The 19,364-nt window shown below is 66.8% G+C and carries 11 protein-coding genes and 1 pseudogene; 5 read left to right on the top strand and 7 right to left on the bottom strand.

Features of this window, described 5'->3' with window-relative positions:
- Positions 1–23: 23 nt before the first annotated feature.
- Positions 24–1,622: a citramalate synthase gene (gene cimA, locus ACT54L_RS06525; RefSeq protein ID WP_476084734.1), complete on the top strand. Its 1,599-nt coding sequence runs from the start codon at positions 24–26 to the stop codon at positions 1,620–1,622.
- A gap of 4 nt (positions 1,623–1,626) precedes the next feature.
- On the opposite strand, the gene ACT54L_RS06520 is transcribed toward cimA, so the two are convergent.
- The 7 genes and pseudogenes from ACT54L_RS06520 to ACT54L_RS06490 form a co-directional block, all read right to left on the bottom strand.
- Positions 1,627–2,532: an MBL fold metallo-hydrolase gene (locus ACT54L_RS06520; RefSeq protein WP_476084733.1), complete on the bottom strand. Its 906-nt coding sequence runs from the start codon at positions 2,530–2,532 to the stop codon at positions 1,627–1,629.
- A gap of 7 nt (positions 2,533–2,539) precedes the next feature.
- On the bottom strand, positions 2,540–4,696 hold the full coding sequence (scpA, locus tag ACT54L_RS06515) for a methylmalonyl-CoA mutase (RefSeq protein WP_476084732.1): 2,157 nt from the start codon (positions 4,694–4,696) through the stop codon (positions 2,540–2,542).
- A 217-nt stretch (positions 4,697–4,913) separates the two neighbouring features.
- On the bottom strand, positions 4,914–6,737 hold the full coding sequence (locus tag ACT54L_RS06510; protein WP_476084731.1) for a methylmalonyl-CoA mutase family protein: 1,824 nt from the start codon (positions 6,735–6,737) through the stop codon (positions 4,914–4,916).
- Positions 6,734–7,978: a class I SAM-dependent methyltransferase gene (locus ACT54L_RS06505; RefSeq protein WP_476085172.1), complete on the bottom strand. Its 1,245-nt coding sequence runs from the start codon at positions 7,976–7,978 to the stop codon at positions 6,734–6,736. The genes ACT54L_RS06510 and ACT54L_RS06505 overlap by 4 nt, the downstream gene beginning before the upstream one ends.
- A 61-nt stretch (positions 7,979–8,039) precedes the next feature.
- Positions 8,040–8,330, bottom strand: a pseudogene (locus tag ACT54L_RS06500) (GIY-YIG nuclease family protein).
- Positions 8,331–8,579: 249 nt separating this feature from the next.
- Positions 8,580–10,607, bottom strand: a complete 2,028-nt coding sequence (locus ACT54L_RS06495; protein ID WP_476084730.1) for an acetyl-CoA carboxylase biotin carboxylase subunit — start codon at positions 10,605–10,607, stop codon at positions 8,580–8,582.
- Positions 10,608–10,753: 146 nt separating this feature from the next.
- Complete coding sequence (locus tag ACT54L_RS06490; RefSeq protein WP_476084729.1) at positions 10,754–12,286, bottom strand: acyl-CoA carboxylase subunit beta; 1,533 nt, start codon at positions 12,284–12,286, stop codon at positions 10,754–10,756.
- 232 nt (positions 12,287–12,518) lie between these two features.
- Here ACT54L_RS06490 and ACT54L_RS06485 point away from each other — a divergent pair, with 232 nt between their 5' ends.
- From ACT54L_RS06485 to ACT54L_RS06470, 4 genes are all read left to right on the top strand, one after another.
- Positions 12,519–13,952: a helix-turn-helix domain-containing protein gene (locus ACT54L_RS06485; protein ID WP_476084728.1), complete on the top strand. Its 1,434-nt coding sequence runs from the start codon at positions 12,519–12,521 to the stop codon at positions 13,950–13,952.
- 51 nt (positions 13,953–14,003) lie between these two features.
- Entirely contained in the window at positions 14,004–15,176 is a 1,173-nt protein-coding gene (locus ACT54L_RS06480; RefSeq protein ID WP_476084727.1) for an SH3 domain-containing protein, read from the top strand.
- A gap of 225 nt (positions 15,177–15,401) precedes the next feature.
- The gene (locus tag ACT54L_RS06475) at positions 15,402–16,748 is read left to right on the top strand and encodes a glutamate--tRNA ligase (protein ID WP_476084726.1); all 1,347 of its coding nucleotides are present in this window, start codon (positions 15,402–15,404) and stop codon (positions 16,746–16,748) included.
- Positions 16,749–17,299: 551 nt separating this feature from the next.
- Positions 17,300–19,354, top strand: coding sequence for a hypothetical protein (locus ACT54L_RS06470; RefSeq protein ID WP_476084725.1), 2,055 nt, complete (start codon positions 17,300–17,302; stop codon positions 19,352–19,354).
- Positions 19,355–19,364 lie beyond the last annotated feature (10 nt).

Raw genomic sequence — 19,364 nt, 5'->3', positions numbered from 1 at the left:
GCACTGAGCACAAGAGATAGAAAATGCCCACCAAGGAACGCCTCTATCTGTTCGACACCACGCTGCGCGACGGCGCGCAGACCAATGGGGTCGACTTCACCCTCGCGGACAAGCTCAAGGTGATGAGCCTCCTGGACCGGCTGGGCATCGACTATGTGGAGGCCGGCTATCCCGGCGCCAATCCGCTCGACACCAGCCTGTTCTCCGAGAAGCGCCCCGCGCGGGCGAAGGTCACCGCTTTCGGCATGACCAAGCGGGCCGGCCGCTCGGCCGCCAATGATCCGGGCGTCGCCGCGCTGCTGGCGGCTCAGGCCGATGCCATCTGCTTCGTCGCCAAGGCTTCCGCCTATCAGGTGCGGGTGGCGCTGGAGACCACCGAGGAAGAGAACCTCGCCTCCATCCGCGAGAGCGTCGCCGCCGCCCGCGCCGCCGGCCGCGAGGTGCTGGTGGATTGCGAGCATTTCTTCGATGGTTTCAAGGAGAAGCGCGACTTCGCGCTGGCCTGCGCCCGCACCGCCTATGAGGCCGGGGCGCGCTGGGTGGTGCTGTGCGACACCAATGGCGGCACCTTGCCCCATGAGGTGGACGCGATCGTCCGCGCCGTGATCGAGGTGGTGCCGGGCGACCATGTGGGCATCCACGCCCATAACGACACCGAGCAGGCGGTGGCCAATTCGCTCGCCGCCGTGCGCGCCGGCGCCCGGCAGATCCAGGGCACGCTGAACGGCCTGGGCGAACGTTGCGGCAATGCCAATCTGTGCTCCCTCATCCCCACCTTGATGCTGAAGCCCGACTTCGCCGACCGCTTCGAGATCGGCGTCACGCAGGAGGGTCTGCAGGATCTCTCCAGCGTCTCCCATGTGCTGGACGAGATGCTCAACCGGGCGCCCAACCGCCACGCGCCTTATGTGGGCGACAGCGCCTTTGCCACCAAGGCGGGCATCCACGCCTCCGCCATTCTGAAAGACCCCGCCACCTACGAGCATGTGGCGCCCGACCTCGTGGGCAATCGCCGCAAGGTCCTGGTGTCCGACCAGGCGGGCAAGTCCAATGTGGTCTCCGAGCTGGAGCGGCTCGGTGTCGACGTGGACAAGGCCGACCCGCGCCTCGGGCGGCTGCTCGACGAGGTGAAGCAGCGCGAGTCGCTCGGCTATGCCTATGAGGCGGCGGACGCCTCCTTCGCATTGCTCGCGCGGCGCATGCTGGGCACGGTGCCGGACTTCTTCGCGGTGGAGCGCTTCAGCGTGAACGTGGAGCGCCGCTACAATGCGCGCGGCGAGATGGTGACCGTGGCCGAGGCCATCGTGAAGGTGGAGGTGGATGGCGACGTCCTCATCTCCGCCGCCGAGGGCAACGGCCCGGTGAATGCGCTGGACGTGGCGCTGCGCAAGGATCTGGGCAAGTACCAGCCCTTCATCGCCGGCCTGCGCCTCACCGATTATCGGGTGCGCATCCTCAATGGCGGCACGGAAGCCATCACCCGCGTGCTGATCGAGAGCACGGACGAGACCGGCGACCGCTGGACCACGGTGGGCGTCTCCCCCAACATCATCGACGCCTCCTTCGAGGCGCTGATCGATTCCATCACCTGGAAGCTGCTGAAGGAAGGCGCGCCGGGCTGAGGCTTTATCCCTCCACCCGCACCCGCTCCACATTGCGCCGGTGCACCGCCTCATAGGGGGCGAAGGGATCGATGGCGCCGGTGGCGAAGGCCTCCGCCGCGAAATCCTGAAGCGGCAAGGCAGCGCGCGCTGCTTTCTGCGACTCCGTGCCCGGCGCGCCCGGAGCGAGGGCGGCCAGCGCCTCCACATAGAGGCGGGTGGCCTCGATCAGATCCGGCGGATAGCCGCCGGCCGCGATGCGCGCGAATGATCCGTGATTGGGCAGGATGCGGCGGACGCCGAGGCCGGCAAGGCGCTCAAACTCACGAAGGTGGACGGCGAGGCGGGCCGGCTCGTCCACATAGGTGACTGGGTCTTCCAGCGTGTCGCCGGCCAGCAGCACCCCGCCCGGCAGCAGGGCCACCGTTCCGTCCCGGCTGTGAATGTCAAAGGCCAGAAGCCGCACCGGCACCGCGCCCACCGTCAGGTCCAGCGTCCCCTCGAACAGAGTGGTGGGATGCACCAGCGGGCGGATGGGCGGATCGGCGGCCTCCATGGCGGCCTGGTGGGTCTTCAGGAGAGCGGCGGTGTCGGCATTGGCGATGATCTCGCAATCGGCGAACACCGCATTCCCCGCCACATGGTCATCATGCCAATGGCTCAGCACCACCCGGATGTGGCGCACGCCCCGCCGCTCCAACTCGTCCCGGACGAGGCGGGCGTGGGTGAGCGAGACGTGGGTGTCGTAGACGATCGCTTCCCCGTCCTCCACCACCGCATAGGAGGCGATGCCCAGCGCATAGGCGCCATCGTCCAGCCAGTTCTCCGTCTCGGCATGCAACCGCGCCCCCGGCACGCGCCCGTCATAGAAGGCGAGCACGTTCGGGGCGGGCGCGATCACCCGCAGGGTCGAGCCGAGGGGGCGGAGCATGGCCGGCCTATTCGGCCGCCTCGCGGGAATGGCCGAGCCGCTGGGAGAGGGTGACCAGCAGGTCCCGCGCGGCATCTGCGATCACGGTGCCGGGCGGGAAGATGGCCTCGGCGCCGGCGGCTTTGAGGGCGTCATAATCCTGCGGCGGCACCACGCCGCCCACCACCACCATGATGTCGCCGCGCCCCTCCGCCTCCAGCGCCTGCTTCAGCGCGGGAACGAGGGTGAGGTGGCCGGCGGCGAGGGAGGAGATGCCCACCACGTGCACGTCATTTTCCACCGCCTGGCGGGCGGCTTCCTCGGGGGTGGCGAAGAGCGGGCCGATATCCACGTCGAACCCCAGATCCGCGAAGGCGGAGGCAATGACCTTCTGGCCCCGGTCGTGACCGTCCTGGCCGACCTTGGCGACCAGAATGCGCGGCCGGCGGCCTTCCGCATGCTCGAAGGCTTCCACCTGCGCCTGCACCTTGGCCACCTTATCGGTCATGGCGCCCGCCTCCCGCTTATAGACGCCGGAAATGGCGCGGATCTCGGCCCGATGGCGGCCGAACACCTTTTCCAGCGCATCGGAAATCTCGCCCACCGTCGCCTTCACGCGGGCGGCGTTGACGGCCAGCTCCAGGAGGTTGGCGCCCTGGCTGGCGCCATTGGTCAGCGCGGTGAGGGCGGCTTCCACCTCGGCCGGATTGCGCTCGGCGCGCAGGCGGTTGAGCTTCTCGATCTGGGCGGCGCGCACGGCGGAATTGTCCACCTTCAGCACGTCGATGGGCTTCTCGCTCTCCGGCTTGTACTTGTTGACGCCCACCACCGTCTGGGCGCCGCCATCGATGCGGGCTTGGGTGGTGGCGGCGGCTTCCTCGATGCGCAGCTTCGGGATGCCCGCCTCGATGGCCTTGGCCATGCCGCCCAGCGCTTCCACTTCCTCAATGTGCGCCCAGGCCTTGGCGGCGAGGTCCGTCGTGAGGCGCTCGATGAAGAAGGAGCCGCCCCAGGGGTCGATCTGCCGGGTGGTGCCGCTTTCCTGCTGGAGCAGGATCTGGGTGTTGCGGGCGATGCGGGCGGAGAAGTCCGTGGGCAGCGCCAGCGCCTCGTCCAGCGCATTGGTGTGCAGCGACTGGGTGTGGCCCTGGGTCGCCGCCATGGCCTCGATGGCGGTGCGCATGACGTTGTTGAACACGTCCTGCGCGGTCAGGCTCCAGCCGGAGGTCTGCGAATGGGTCCGCAGGGGCAGGGACTTCGGGCTCTTGGCGCCAAGGTCGCTCATGAGCTTGGTCCACAGGAGGCGGGCGGCGCGGAGCTTGGCCACCTCCATGTAGAAATTCATGCCGATGGCCCAGAAGAAAGAGAGGCGCGGCGCGAACACGTCGATGTCGAGCCCGGCCTTGGCGCCGGCCCGCACATATTCGACGCCATCAGCCAGCGTATAGGCCAGTTCCAGATCCTGCGTCGCCCCGGCTTCCTGCATGTGGTAGCCGGAAATGGAAATGGAGTTGAAGCGCGGCATCTCCTTCGACGTATATCCGAAGATGTCGGAAATGATGCGCATGCTCGGTGCGGGCGGATAGATATAGGTGTTCCGCACCATGAATTCTTTGAGAATGTCGTTCTGGATCGTGCCCGAGAGCTTGGCGTGGGGCACGCCCTGCTCCTCGCCCGCCACGATGAACAAAGCTAGGATCGGCAGCACCGCGCCGTTCATGGTCATGGACACGCTCATCTGGTCCAGCGGGATGCCGGAGAAGAGGGTGCGCATGTCATAGATGGAATCGATGGCGACGCCCGCCATGCCCACGTCGCCGGCGACGCGGGGGTGATCGGAGTCATAGCCGCGATGGGTGGCCAGATCGAAGGCCACCGACAGGCCCTTCTGGCCGGCGGCGAGGTTGCGCCGGTAGAAGGCGTTGGAATCCTCCGCCGTGGAGAAGCCGGCATATTGCCGGATGGTCCAGGGCTGGTTCACGTACATGGTGGGGTAGGGGCCGCGCAGGAAAGGCGCGGCGCCGGGATAGGTGTCGATGAAGGAGAGCCCCTCCACATCGGCGGGGCCGTGCAGGGCCTTCACCGCAATGCCTTCCGGGGTGGCCCAGGGCGCGGTGGTGTCCGACGGCGTCGCAAGGTCCGGTGCGCGCCAGTCGATCTCGGCGAATGCGGGCAAGCGGCTCATGGCTGACATCCTACCTCAAGTTGCGCGGCGCGGCGCCTGTTTTCCCGATCGTTCCCTTTGAACCGCCCCGCATGGCGCGGCGGCTCTCAATCCTGGGCCTTCCCCCTCCCAACCCTCCCCCGCAGGCGGGAGAGGGCTTTTCCCTCTGGCGGACCCGGCTCCCTCTCCCGTTTGCGGGGGAAGGCCGGGGAGGGGGAAAGGCGCTGGCTCCTAACCCTCAGATCCCGATCGCCGTGTGGGCGCGGGTGAGCGTCTCCAGCACGTCGCCGCCGGCGAAGATGAAGCCCTCGACGCCCGCCGCCTTCAGCGGCCCTTCCAGATCGCCCGGCCGGCCTGCCAGCCACACGGTGGCGCCAGCGGCCTTCAGCGCGGCGGCAGCGGTGGCCGCATCCGAGGCATAGAGTTCGTCGGACGAGGCCAGGCAGGCGAGCTTGGCGCCCGAGGCCGTGAAGGCCGCCACCAGTGCGGCGAGATCCCCATAGCCGTCCGGCACGGCGGCGGGCAGGCCGCCGGCCTCAAAGAAGTTCTTGGCGTAGGTGGCCCGCGCCGTGAAGGCCGCGATGGGGCCAAGCGTCGCCAGGAACACCTTGGGGCTGCCGGCCGCCTCGGCCGCGTCGCGCAGAAGCTCGAACGGCTCGGCGAGGCGATGGGGCACGAGCGCGGCGTCGGATGTCGGCGCCACCACCAGGGGGGCGGCCTCCAGCACCTCGGGCACGGCCTGGATGAGGATGGGATATTCCGAGGTGCCGGTCACCGGCTCCTTGCGGCTCGCCACATCCTTGGCGCGCTTGGCGGCGACCGCCGCCACCTCGCCTTGCCACCAGCCCAGCGTGAGGGCCTCGGCCATGCCGCCTTTGCGCTCGATGGCGCGGAAAATGTCCCAGGCGGCGGCTGCGAGCCCGTCCGTCTGCGTTTCCACCGCGCCGGAGCCGGCGCCGGGATCGCTGACCTTGTGCAGGTTGGATTCTTCCAGCAGCACCAATTGCGTGTTGCGGGCGAGCCGGCGCGCGAACGGATCGGGCAGGCCCAGCGCCTGGGTGAAGGGCAGGACGGTGATGCTGTCCGCCCCGCCAACGCCGGCCGCAAACGCCGCGATGGTGGTGCGCAGCAGGTTCACATAAGGGTCGCGCCGGGTGAGCGAGCGCCAGGCGGTGGTGGCATGCACCTTGGCGGGCCCCGCCGCGATGCCTGCCTCCCGCAGCACCGCGCCCCAGAGCAGGCGCACGGCGCGGAACTTGGCGATGGTGGCGAACTGGTTCACGTCGGCGGTCAGCGCCAGCTCGATGCCGGCCGCTGCGGTGGCAAGGTCCACCCCCGCCGCCTCCAGCGCCTTGAGATAGGCAACGCCGGTGGCGATGACCGCCGCCAGTTCCTGCGCATCGGAGGCGCCGGCCGCGTGATGGACGGCGCCGTCCGCCCGCGCGATGGGCGAGGTGAAGCCGCGCCCCGACAGGATCTGGAAGGTCTCGGCGAAGCGATGGGAGAGGTTCGCCCACGGCATGGGCGCGGAGCCTGCCGCCGCCATGTCGGCGAGGGGATCGAGGCCGAAGGAGATGGCAAGGCTTGCCGGGCTCTGGCCGAGATCCTCCACGAGCTTGGCCACCGCCAGCGCATCCTCGCGGCCCTGGAAGCGGCCGCTCTCCACCCGCGTCTCGATCAGGTCGAGCATCACGGAATCCAGCACGCGGGTCAGCACCTCGCCGTCCGGCAGGCCGAAGCCGTGGGCGTGGGGCGAGGAGGCGAAGACCAGCGTCAGCCCGGAGGCGCCGCCAGTGAGGTCATCGAGCGCCTGTGTATTGGCGGCGACCGGGTCGGCCTGGTCCACCCGCGCGCTGATGGTCCAGGGCGCCCCGGGCGTCCGCCCGAACACCGGAGCGGCGTCCGCCTTGCGGGGCGGCAGGGGATCCAGCACCAGCCCGTCATAGGTGCGCGACACCAGCTTCTTGTCATAGGGCGCGCCCTTCAGCACGCCATCGACGAGCTTCAGCCAGTCCTCGCGGGTCACGGGCTTGAGCGTCGTGAGGAAGGGCAGGTCGGTCATGCCGGTTCGTCCTTGAGGCTGTCGCGCGCAAGCAGGGCCTGCTCGTTCGTGAACATGAAGTCCCGCCGCACCGGCACGTCGTCGCGCCGCTCGCTCAGCAGGAGCTGGAACACCATGTTGGAGCCGTGCAGGAAGCCCAGCTCCACCGCGGAAAGGTAGAAGTCCCACATGCGGGTGAAGCGGGCGCCCATCATGCCCTCCACTTCGCTCCGGCGCGCCTCGAATCTGCGGCGCCACGCCCGAATGGTCCAGTAGTAATGGAGCCGCAGCACCTCCATGTCCGCCACCCACAGATGGGTGCGCTCGGTGGAGGCGAAGACTTCCGACAAGGCCGGCACATAGCCGCCGGGGAAGATGTATTTGCGGATGAAGGGGGCGGTGGTGCCGGGCGGCGACATGCGGCCGATGGCATGCACCAGCGCGAAGCCGCCGGGGGCGAGAAGCTCGCGGATGCGGGTGAAATAGGCGTCGAAATGGGCGACCCCCACATGCTCCATCATGCCGATGGAGACCACCCGGTCATAGGTGCCGGTGAGGTCGCGATAATCCACTTCGCGGAAGTCGATCTGGCCGGCGACGCCCGCGATTTCAGCAAGGCGCCGGGATTCGGCCAGTTGCTCCGGCGAGACATTGATGGCGGTGACATGCACGCCGCACTGCTTGGCCAGATAAATGGACAGCCCGCCCCAGCCCGAGCCGATCTCCGCCACCCGCATGCCGGGGGAGAGGCCAAGCTTGGCCGCCACATGGCGGAACTTGTTGCGCTGGGCGTCGGCCAGAGGCTGGTCCGGCTCGTCGAAATAGGCGCAGCTATAGGCCATGGTCTCGTCGAGCCACAGCCGGTAGAATTCGGCCGGGTGATCGTAATGACTGGCCGCATTGGTCTTGGCGCGGGCCACCGGATTGGCCTGGTGAAAGCGCCGCAGCGCCCGCCAGCCCTTGCGCAGCGCCTGCTGCACCGGATGGCTGCCGAGCCCGCTGCGATTGACCGAGAACAGGAGGAGCAGGTCGAAGACGGTGCCCCCGTCCTCGAACGTTAGGCGCCCGTCCATATAGGCCTCGGCGGAGGCCAGCTCCGGGTTGAGGAAGAGCTCCCGCTCCAGCTTCTCGTCATGGAGGCGCGCGGTGACGCGCGGCCCGTTCTCACCCGACCCGAACACGAATCTCTGCCCCGCCGCATTCACCACGGTGAGCTGCCCGTTGCGGACGAAGCGTTTCAGGAGGTGTGAGAGGAGACGCATGCTCAAGCCGCCTTCTTCAGGTCATCGCGGCCGGGGGTGTCCCAGCGCTTCAGGCTCGAGGTTAGACCACATCTGTGTAGAGATCGCGCCACTGCGGATTGGCGGCGAGGATCAACCGGACTTTCCAGGCGCGCGGCCAGTGCTTCATATTGTGCTCGCGCTGCAGGGCGGAGCGGATGGTGTCGTGCGGCTCGAAATAGACGAGCATCTTCACGCCGTATCGTTTGGTGACGCCGTCCGCGAACCCCTCTCGGTGTTCTCAGACACGTCGCACGAGATTGGAGGTCACGCCGACGTAGAGCGTGACATTCGAACGGTTCGCGAGGATGTAGACATAGGGCTTCGTCTCCATCCCCCTGCCTCCATCCATCGACCCACGCACCGTCATGGCCGGGCTTGTCCCGGCCATCCACGGGGATGGGCCGGGAACAGGTGACGCACGTTGAAGCGAGCGGAAAGGCGTGGATGCCCGGGACAAGCCCAGGCATGACGGCGCGCGCAGCGGGGGCGACGCGCCGAGTGGTGGGCGACAGCCAGATATGGCGGCCACGCTCATCGGACGCGGGCCGACCGGGGCCTTGATCTGCCGGCCCGCGTGCCATCATGCGAATTCCAGGATCACCGCGTCCACCGCCAGGCTGTCGCCGGGCTTGGCGTGGATGGCCTTGATGATGCCGTCGCGCTCGGCGCGCAGCACGTTTTCCATCTTCATGGCCTCGACCACCGCGAGGGCCTCGCCGGCCTTCACGTCCTGGCCGGGCTGCACGGCGATGGAGACGACCAGCCCCGGCATGGGGCACAGCAATTCCTTGCCGCCGCCGGCCGTGGTCTTCTCCGGCATGAGGGCGGCAAGCTGCGCCTCCCGCTCCGTATAGACCCGCGCCTGCACCGCCACGCCCTTATGGGCGAGGGCGACGCCATTGAGGATGGGGCGCACCTGGACGGCCACCGTGTCGTCGCCGACGGTGCCGGCCCACACCACCTCGCCCGGCTTCCAGCCGGAGGACAGGTGCAGCGTGGCCGTGGTGGCGTTGTGCCAGTCCTTCAGATGGACCAGGAAGCCCGTGCCCTCGGTCTCGATCTCGCAGGGAATGAGCTGCGTGCCGCCCTCGCCATCGAGGCGCACCACGCGGCGGGTCTCGAAGGTGACGGGCTTGCCCATCATCTGGCCGGAGATGTGGCGCTTGCGGGCATTCTGCACATGGTCGATCACGGCGGCGACCGCCGCCATCACCTGCGCCGTCTCGCCTTCCGCCGCGCGGGCATGGAAGCCCTCGGGATATTCCTCGGCGATGAAGCCGGTGGAGAGCTTGCCCGACTTCCAGCGCGGATGGGCCATCAGCGCGGAGAGGAAGGGAATGTTGTGGCCGATGCCGTCGATGGCGAAGGCGTCGAGCGCGTCCGCCTGGGCTTCGATGGCCTCGGCGCGGGTGGGCGCGTGCGTCACCAGCTTGGCGATCATGGGATCGTAGAAGAGCGAAATCTCGCCGCCTTCATAGACGCCCGTGTCGTTGCGCACGGTGATGTCGCCAGTCTTGCCTTCCGCCGGCGGGCGGTAGCGCACCAGGCGCCCGGTGGAGGGCAGGAAGGAGCGGTAGGGGTCTTCCGCATAGACGCGGCTTTCCACCGCCCAGCCGTTCAGCTTCACGTCGGCTTGCGAGAAGGTGAGCGGCTCGCCGGCGGCGACGCGGATCATCTGCTCCACGAGGTCGATGCCGGTGATGAGCTCGGTGACCGGGTGCTCCACCTGGAGGCGGGTGTTCATCTCCAGGAAGTAGAAGCTCTTGTCCTGGCCGGCCACGAACTCCACGGTGCCGGCGCTGTCATATCCCACGGCCTTGGCCAAGGCGACGGCCTGCTCGCCCATCTTCTTGCGGGTCTCTTCGTCCAGCAGCGGGGAGGGGGCTTCTTCCACCACCTTCTGGTTGCGGCGCTGGATGGAGCATTCGCGCTCGCCCAGATAGACCACGTTGCCGTGCTTGTCGCCCAGCACCTGGATCTCGATGTGGCGGGGGTCGACGATGAATTTCTCGACGAACACCCGGTCATCGCCGAAGGAGGACTTGGCCTCGGACTTGGCACGGTCGAAGCCGTCCTGCACCTCGGCGCGGGAATAGGCGATGCGCATGCCCTTGCCGCCGCCGCCGGCGGAGGCCTTGATCATGACGGGGTAGCCGATCTCGTCGGCGATCTCGGCTGCCTTGGCGCCATCCTCGATCACGCCGAGATAGCCGGGAACGGTGGACACCTTGGCCGCCGCCGCCGCCTTCTTGGATTCGATCTTGTCGCCCATGGCGTCGATGGCATGGGGATTGGGGCCGATGAAGACGATGCCCGCTTCCGCCAGCGCGCGGGGGAAGGCGGCGCGCTCGGACAGGAAGCCGTAGCCGGGATGCACCGCCTCGGCGCCCGTTTGCTTACAGGCATCGATGATCTTGTCGATGATGAGATAGGACTGGGCGGCCTGCGGCGGTCCGATATGCACGGCCTCGTCCGCCATCTCCACATGGAGCGCGTCCTTGTCGGCGTCCGAATAGACGGCCACCGTCTTGATGCCCATCTTGCGCGCGGTCTTGATGACGCGGCAGGCGATCTCGCCCCGGTTTGCGATCAGGATTTTCGAGAACATCTTCGTCCGTCCCCTCGGCGCGTGGCGCCCATTGTCCTTTGCCACCGTCATGGCCGGGCTCGTCCCGGCCATCCACGGCCAACCCCCAGGCGTCGCCGGTCCGGCGCCGCGTGGATGCCCGGGACACGCCCGGGCTTGACGCCCAACTACAGGGGGAGGTTGTCGTGCTTCTTCTGCGGCAGCTCCTGCTTCTTGGAGCGCAGCATGGCGAGGGCGCGGGCGAGCCGGCGCCGGGTGGAATGGGGCATGATGACTTCGTCGATATAGCCCCGCTCCGCCGCCACGAAGGGCGAGAGGAAGCGCTGTTCGTAATTCTTGGTCTGGGCAGCGATCTTGTCGGGATCGCCCATGTCGGCGCGGAAGATGATCTCTACCGCGCCCTTGGCGCCCATCACCGCGATCTGGGCGGTGGGCCAGGCATAATTGACGTCGCCGCCCACATGCTTGGAGGCCATCACGTCATAGGCGCCGCCGAAGGCCTTGCGGGTGATGACCGTGACCAGCGGGACGGTCGCCTGCGAATAGGCGAACAGCAGCTTGGCGCCATGCTTGATGAGGCCGCCATATTCCTGCGCGGTGCCGGGCAGGAAGCCAGGCACGTCCACGAAGGTGACGATCGGGATCTCGAAGGCATCGCAGAAGCGCACGAAGCGGGCGGCTTTTCTCGACGCATCCGCGTCGAGGACGCCAGCGAGCACCATGGGCTGGTTGGCCACGAAGCCCACCGTGCGCCCCTCGATGCGACCAAAGCCCGTGACGATGTTCTTGGCGAAGGCGGCCTGGATCTCGAAGAAGTCGCCCTCGTCGACCACCTTCAGGATCAGCTCCTTGATGTCATAGGGCTTATTGGGATTGTCCGGGATCAGCGTATCCAGGCTCTCGTCCAGCTTCGCGGGATCGTCGAAGGAGGGCCATTCGGGCACGCCGGCCTGGTTGTTGAGCGGCAGGAAGTCGATGAGGCGACGGGTCTGCAGCAGCATCTCCACGTCGTTCTCATAGGCGCCATCCGCCACCGAGGACTTGGTGGTGTGCACCTTGGCGCCGCCCAACTCTTCCGAGGTGACGGTCTCGTTCGTCACCGTCTTCACCACGTCCGGGCCGGTCACGAACATGTAGGACGTGTCGCGGACCATGAAGATGAAGTCGGTCATGGCCGGCGAATAGACGTCGCCGCCGGCGCACGGGCCCATGATGAGAGAGATCTGCGGGATGACGCCTGACGCGATGACGTTGCGCTTGAACACCTCGCCATAGCCGCCGAGCGCCGCGACACCCTCCTGGATGCGCGCGCCGCCGGCATCGAACAGGCCGATGATGGGGGCGCGGGTCTTCAGGGCCATGTCCTGGATCTTGGTGATCTTGCGGGCGTGCTCTTCGGAGAGCGAGCCGCCGAACACCGTGAAGTCCTTGGCGAAGACGAAGACCTGGCGGCCATTGACCGTGCCCCAGCCGGTGACGACGCCATCGCCCGGGATCTTCTGCTTCTCCATGCCAAAATCGATGCAGCGATGCTGCACGAAGGTGTCGAACTCCTCGAAGGAGCCCCGGTCCAGGAGCAGCTCGATGCGCTCGCGGGCGGTGAGCTTGCCGCGCGCATGCTGGGCCTCGATGCGCTTCTCGCCACCACCCAGGCGGGCAACGCCGCGCCGGTTCTCGAGCTCTTCCAGGATTTCTTTCATTCCGTCCCCCGGGCGTCCCGCGCTGCACCAATGTGAAATCAGTCTAACGGTGCCGAACGCCCGAGGAAAAGGCCCGGCTAGGGCTTTGGCGGACGAAAAGCGGCACTGGAGGCGTGCGCTAGCAAATGCCAGGTGACAATTGAATATGTAAAAATATAAACATGTAACTTGTAAAAAATTCCCACTTGCGCAGCCGCATCGGTTGTGCCGGCCGGACAGGGAGGAGCGAACCATGCGGCAGAAGGTTTTCGCCGGCCATGCCCTGCGGCGCCTGCGGGAAAAACTCGGCCTGAAACAGGGCGAGCTGGCGCACCGGCTGGGCGTGTCACCGTCTTATGTGAACCAGATGGAGAGCAATCAGAGGCCGCTCACCGCCTCGGTTCTCATCGCCATCAGCCGCACCTTCGGGGTCGACATCACCTCTTTCGGCGCGGAGGATCTCGACCGCCTGGTGGCAGACCTGCGCGAGGCCACAGCGGACCCCCTGTTCCGCGACCTGGAGCTGAGCCTCCAGGACCTCAAGGCGGTGACCAATCTCTCCCCCGCGTTTGCCCACGCCTTCCTGCGCATGCATGTGGCTTTGGGCCGCACCGCAGAATGGCGGGCTTCGCTGGATGACATGCTCACCTCCGGCCTCGGTACCGCGGACGCCAAGCTCGTGCCCTATGAGGAGGTGCGCGACTATTTCCACTACATCGACAATTACGTGGACCCCCTCGACCGGGCGGCGGAGGCCTGCGCCGAGACGTTGGGGATTCTTGCCGGCGCCGATCCCCGCGCGGCCCTGATCGCCTATCTGCGGGAGCGGCTGAGGGTCGAGGTGGAGCCGCTGCCTTTGGGCGGGGCCGGTTTGGGCGGGGATGAGGCCTTGTCCCTGTTCGATCCGCGCGCCCGGCGCCTGCGCCTGTCGCCGCTCCTGCCTCCGGCGGCCGCCGCCTTCCAGCTGGGCGCGACCATCGCCCGCCTGGAGCATAAAGGCATGGTGGACGGCCTCGTCGCCAATGGCGGCTTCCGAAGCTCCACAGCCGGTGAAATCTGCCGGCTGGCGCTGCACAATTATTTCGCTGGCGCGCTGGTGCTGCCGTATGGCCGCTTCCTGCGCCTCGCCCGCACGCTTCGGCATGATCTGGATCGGCTGGCCTATGAGACGGGAGCGAGCCTGGAACAGGTCTGCCATCGCCTCTCCACGCTCCAGCGGGCGGGGCTGAAAGGCGTGCCCTTCTATTTCGCCAAGGTGGATCGCGCCGGAAACATCACCAAGCGGCACAGCGCGACGCGCTTCCAGTTCGCCCGGCTGGGCGGCGCCTGTGCGGTCTGGAATGTCCATCAGGCCTTTGAGAGTCCCGGCCGCACCCTGGTTCAGCTGGGGGAAATGCCCGATGGGGTGCGCTATCTGTGCCTTGCGCGGACGGTGAGCGCGCCGGTGACACGCCACGATGCCCCCCACCGCATCTATGCCCTGGGCCTTGGCTGCGAGGTGTCGTATGCGGACGACATGGTTTATGCGGATGGGCTTGATCTGAAGGCGGCGCCGGTGGCTCGCCTGGGGGTGTCCTGTCGGATCTGCCCGCGCCCGGACTGCGAACTGCGGGCCTTTCCGCCGCTCGACCGGGAGATTCGCACAGACCCGGACAAGCGCGCTGTGGTTCCCTTCACATTTACATAATGAAACCGACACCTTGACGTAATCCCGCCACGTCAACGCGCTGCAAATGCCATGGAAACACTCAAGGATTTCGATGATCGGCGGGGACAGCCGAAGGGCGAGGATGAAATGACCAAGTCGGTGTGGGTGGTGGGACTTGTGCTCGGCATGGCCGGGCTGGCGTCCGCTGCGGAAGCGGCGCCCGGCTTCACCACGGGCAATGTAAACATGCGGGCCGGGCCCGATACCGTCTATCCGAAGGTCACCGTGCTGCCGCGCGGCGTGCCGGTGGAGATCTTCGGCTGCCTGTCCAACCAATCCTGGTGCGATGTGGGCTATGGGCGCTATCGCGGCTGGGTGTTCGGGGAATATCTCGGCTTCTCCTATCAAGGCCAGACGGTCCTGGTTCCCGAATATGCGCCGGTGATCGGCCTGCCCATCGTCACCTTCAATTTCAGCAATTACTGGGGCACCTACTACCGGGGCTATCCGTGGTGGAACCAGTATCCCCGCTGGCAATATTACACCCCGCGCCCGCGTCCCGGCTGGGGCCCGCCCCCTCCCGGTCCTGGGCCTCGCCCGCCGGGCTGGTGGAACGGTGCGCGCCCCTATCCGCCCGGTGGTCCCGGCCGTCCGCCCGGCTATCCCGGCTATCCGGGGAATCCTCATCCCGGCGGACCGGGCTGGCCGGGACATCCCGGCAATCCCGGCTGGCCCGGCAATCCCGGCGGTCCTGGGTGGCCCGGGCATCCCGGCAACCCGCCGCCGCCCAATGCCGGCGGTCCTGGCAAGCCGGGTGGGCCCGTCTATCCCGGACGGCCGGGCAATCCCGGTTATCCCGGCAATCCGGGCGGTCCCGGCTATCCCGGCAACCCGGGGGGACCAGGTAACCCCGGTGCGCCTGGCTATCACGGTGGCCCCGGACGACCGGGTGGCCCCGCCACCATGCCGGGTCAGCCGGGGCAGCCGCCTCAGCAGGGGCAACCGCATCGCCCGCCGCCCGGCGGATGGCAACAGCATCCCGGGCAACCGGGCGCTCCCGGCCAACCGCCCCAGCAGGCGCGGCCGCAGCGGCCTCCTGGCGGCTGGCAGGGCCAGCCGCCGGGCCAGCGTTCACCCCAGGGACAGCCGCAGCAGGCGCGGCCTCCGGGCGGGCCTGGTCCTCAGGGGGGGCAGCCCCAGCGCCCCGGCCCTGGCGGCCAGCCCCAGCAGGGGCAGCCGGGCGGTGCCCCGGCGCCACAATAGGCGGGCCGTAGCCGGGGCGGCCTCCGGGCCCGCCCCGTGACGTCCGCCGAACCCTATGCCGCCGACCTCCGGGCCGGCGGCGTGCGGTGAGGGGCGCGCCGGCTCATCTCTTCAGGAGAGCGTGGGCCCACATCGGAGCAAGTCCTGCCGTGGCGCGCGTCGCAGCCGACCGCGCACGGCGAATGCGGCTTCCCTCCCGCTGCGCCGCGGTTTATGCCGTCACCCATGTCCAAGCTCGTCCTGCGCTTCGCTCCCTCGCCCACCGGCCTGCTTCACGTGGGCAACCTGCGCACCGCCCTTCTAAACGCGCTGCTCGCGCGGCGCGCGGGCGGAACGTTCATCCTGCGCTATGACGACACCGACGTCGCCCGCTCCACGGCCGCTTTTGCCGAGGCCATCGCCCGCGACTTGAACTGGTTCGGCATCGTGCCGGATCAGGTTGAGCACCAGTCGGCGCGGCTCGATCGCTATGAGGTGGCCGCCGAGGTCCTGAAGGCGGCGGGGCGGCTTTATCCGGCCTATGAGAGCGAAGACGAGCTTAATCTCAAGCGCGGCCTTCTGCGCGCGCGCGGACTGCCGCCGGTCTATGACCGGGCCGCGCTGGCGCTCACGGAGGAGGATCGCGCACGCCTTGAGGGGGAAGGTCGCACGCCCCACTGGCGCTTCAAGCTCGATGCCACGCCCGCCACCTGGGTCGACGGAGTGCGGGGGCCGCAGCAGGTGGACATGACCAGCCTGTCGGACCCGGTGCTGGTGCGCGCCGACGGGACTTTCCTCTATACGCTGACCTCCGTTGTGGATGACCTGGAGTTCGGCGTCACCGACATCGTCCGGGGCGAGGACCACGTCACCAATACGGGTGTGCAGATCCAGTTGTTCGAGGCGCTAGGCGGGCAGGCCCCGCGCTTTGCCCATCACAACCTCCTCACCTTGCCCTCGGGTGAGGGGCTCTCGAAGCGGCTTGGCCATCTCTCTCTCCAGTCGCTGCGCGAGGAGGGCTTCGAGGCTCTGGCCGTGGCGGCCATCGCGGTCCTTGTGGGCACGTCCGACGCGGTGATGCCGGTGGACAGTCTCGATGCCCTCGCCGCCAAGATCGACCTGGCGCACATTTCGCGGGCACCGGCGCGCTTTGATCCCGCCGAGCTGGCCGCCCTGTCCGCGCGCACCCTGCATCAGATGCCCTATGCGGCGGTGGCCGAGCGACTCGCGGATCACGGCATCGGGGGCGGCGAGGCCTTCTGGCTGGCGGTGCGGAGCAATGTGAGCCGGCTGGCCGAGGCCGCGACGTGGTGGCGCGTGGTATCCTCGCCCGCCCATTGGCCCGCCGAACCGGACGACGTGGCATTCCTGGCCTCGGCCGCCGATGTGCTGCCGCTGGAGCCCTGGACCGCCGCGACCTATGGGGAATGGGTTGCGGCGATGAAGGCCGCCTCCGGCCGCTCTGGACACGCCCTGTTCGCGCCCGTGCGCCTGGCTTTGACCGGTCAGAAGAAGGGCCCGCAACTGGCGGCCCTGCTGCCACTGATGGGGCGCGACCGCGTGGTGGCCCGCCTGCGGGGCAGGGAAGGCTGACCCTGCCGTGTCCGGGGCGAAAGAAACGCCCTCGCCCGGGCGAACGGGCCGCGCTTCTCAGTGAGACAAGGGTGCCTCCGCACCCAGGCGGGGCGCGAATGCAGCCGCATGGCGGCTGCGGACGGTGCAGCTCAGCCGATGGATGGTCCTCCATTGCCAGGTTGCGCCCGGTAAAACGCGCGCGCCTGCAGGCGCTGGCGCTGTTTCTTCTCTGAAGAGGCGCGGGTCACCGCCAAGCCTGAAAAAACTTTGAACCTATCGCAGTGTTCCCTCACCCGGGGAGGGCCGTGTCGCACATCTGTCAAGGTGCAGGGCTTATATACGGTATAATAATAACATTTGTTCTGGTTTCAATAGTTGGTCCAACCAAGTGTATTCGCTCATTTCGGGTTTCGGTGTCCGTATATGTCAGGAAGTGGCGGAGTATTTCCTCCTGCAATGTCGTCGTCGGACCCGACCTCTGCGCATTCCATGTGGCTCCAGCGTCATATGTTGGTTTTTCAAAGCGTCGCTTGGGAAATGTCTGATCTTTGCGACCTTGAGGTGGTGTCATGGCGAGCGTCAATAAGCTGATCGGCAAGCTCCTCCGCAAAGGCGCCAGGGAAAAACTCTTCGGACAGGCGGTGCAGCCCAAGCCGGCCGCCGCGTTGCGGGACACCTATGGCGCCATCAGTTGCAAGGTGGCCACCGACAAGGTCGCGCGGCACGCGGTCGAACTGCTGAACCAGGCGGATCTCTACGCGAAGTCCTCGGACCCTGAAGAGCGCCAGCAGGCAAATGCGTTCAGGGACGCGCTCACGGATGTGGCCACGGCCTTATCGCAAAGCCCGCTGGAGGTGGCGCCCGCCAGCGTTCTCGCGGCGTTTGACACTCACGTCTTCATGAGCGCGGTGTCCGGCGCTGACGGCGAGATCAAAGCCTCTTTGACCGCAGCCTATACCGCCAACGCGCCCTTGTTGGTGGATCTTCTGGACATGGGGCTGGCGGTCGGGCTCTCAGAGGTGCCCGTCGCCGGGCCCTTCCTGGCCGGGTATGTGATGGGTGGCATGACCGGCGCCGTGCAGATGGGGGCGGCCTCCGCCGTCGTGTATGCGGCCAACTCGAACACCGAAGCTCATGACGTTTTCTTGCCGCAGGCCGAGATGGGCTACGCACAGCCCAGCAATTCGGGCGCGGAGGACAAGGTCTCGCAGGGCGTTGCCAAGGATGTGGCCAAAGACATGATGAAGAGCGCGCCCGGCGCGCCTTCGATCGACGCGGCGCGGAGACAAGCGTTCGCGGACAAGGATAAGGCCAACAAGGTGCTGATTGCGCAGCCGCGGACGCAGGTGCTCGGTCTGGCCTGGTATGTATTGCTTCGGACCAAGCTGCGCTGGACCAATGAGGCCATTGCGTCTGCCGCCCAAAGCGACGGGGCGGTCTTTGAAACCAGTTCCAGCGTCAACAATATGTGGAGCATTACGCCCAATAACACCATCAATCCTCAAACACGCAATCAACTCAGTGTGTCATCGGTCGGAAAGTTCATCGATGAAACCCGGTTCTCCGATAAGGTGGAAGAGCTGAAATCCCGATTGCAGACGAATGCGGAGACTCTCGAATCCTTCGGTAAAAAGATGGTCGAAGTGCAGAAGTCTCTGCGCAAATTGCTCGAACACGTTCTGAAGGTTGATATCGTTCGGTCATTCAATGGGGACTTGGGCGAGTACAACAAGGTGATGCACCAGATCGACGGCTCTGTGACGGGCCGGAGCAAGTTTCTGGTGGAGCCTGGCGAAGCGGTCTCCGATCAAAGCAATCACACGCGGGTGGTTGCATTGCTGATCGTCGCCTACTTCTCCCTGCGGTTTTCCAAGAACCTTGCCAAGGCGAATCTTGAAGCTGGCAAGCCGATGGAGAAAGGACCGCCCGGCGAGGAAGCGGCGGCGCCGAAGAAAGCGGGTGACTCGAGGATCAAGTCCTTGGTGAAGGAAGGCAACGTCAACGCAATTGCGTTCAAGAACCTTCAGAAGGGCGCCAATCAGGTCCATTTCGACGAAAAGATGAAATGGTCCACCGTGAAAGCCAATTCGGTGGCCTATGTTCGGATCCTGAAAAGCGCGATCGTGGATGACCTTACCGCTCCCTTCCGGGTGCCGACGCGGCCAAAGGATCTGAAGGACGCGTTCAAATTGTACATGGTCTGCGCGATGATCGTGAACGATAACGTCGCGCGCAAAGCGGCCAAGGCGGCAGGCACGGGTTGGAAGACCGTGACCATCAATTCCGCGACCCAAATACCCATGCCCTTGATCCAAGAATTGCGAAAGCTCGGCTTTTTGAATTTGTATACGGCGACTGCAAAATTTTTGAATGAGGACGAGAAAAAACGCTCCTATACGGCCGGACAGACGAAGTTGCGCTGGTTCGATGGCACGGTATCCGGCGCGAGCACGTCGGAGAAGATGATGGTCTACGTCTTCTCCTGCGTGGTCCTGTCCCTTGTGGACATCACGAAGATCGCGTGTGGATTTCAAAACTGGGATGAGACGAAAGACCTCCTCCACACTGTGATCAGAGAAATCAACGAAGCCGAAATCCAAATGGACGCCAAGGAGCAGGCGTAAGGGACGGCCC

The organism is Aquabacter sp. DMC10 (genome assembly GCF_056314145.1).
This window is presented reverse-complemented; position numbering and strand designations above follow the sequence as displayed.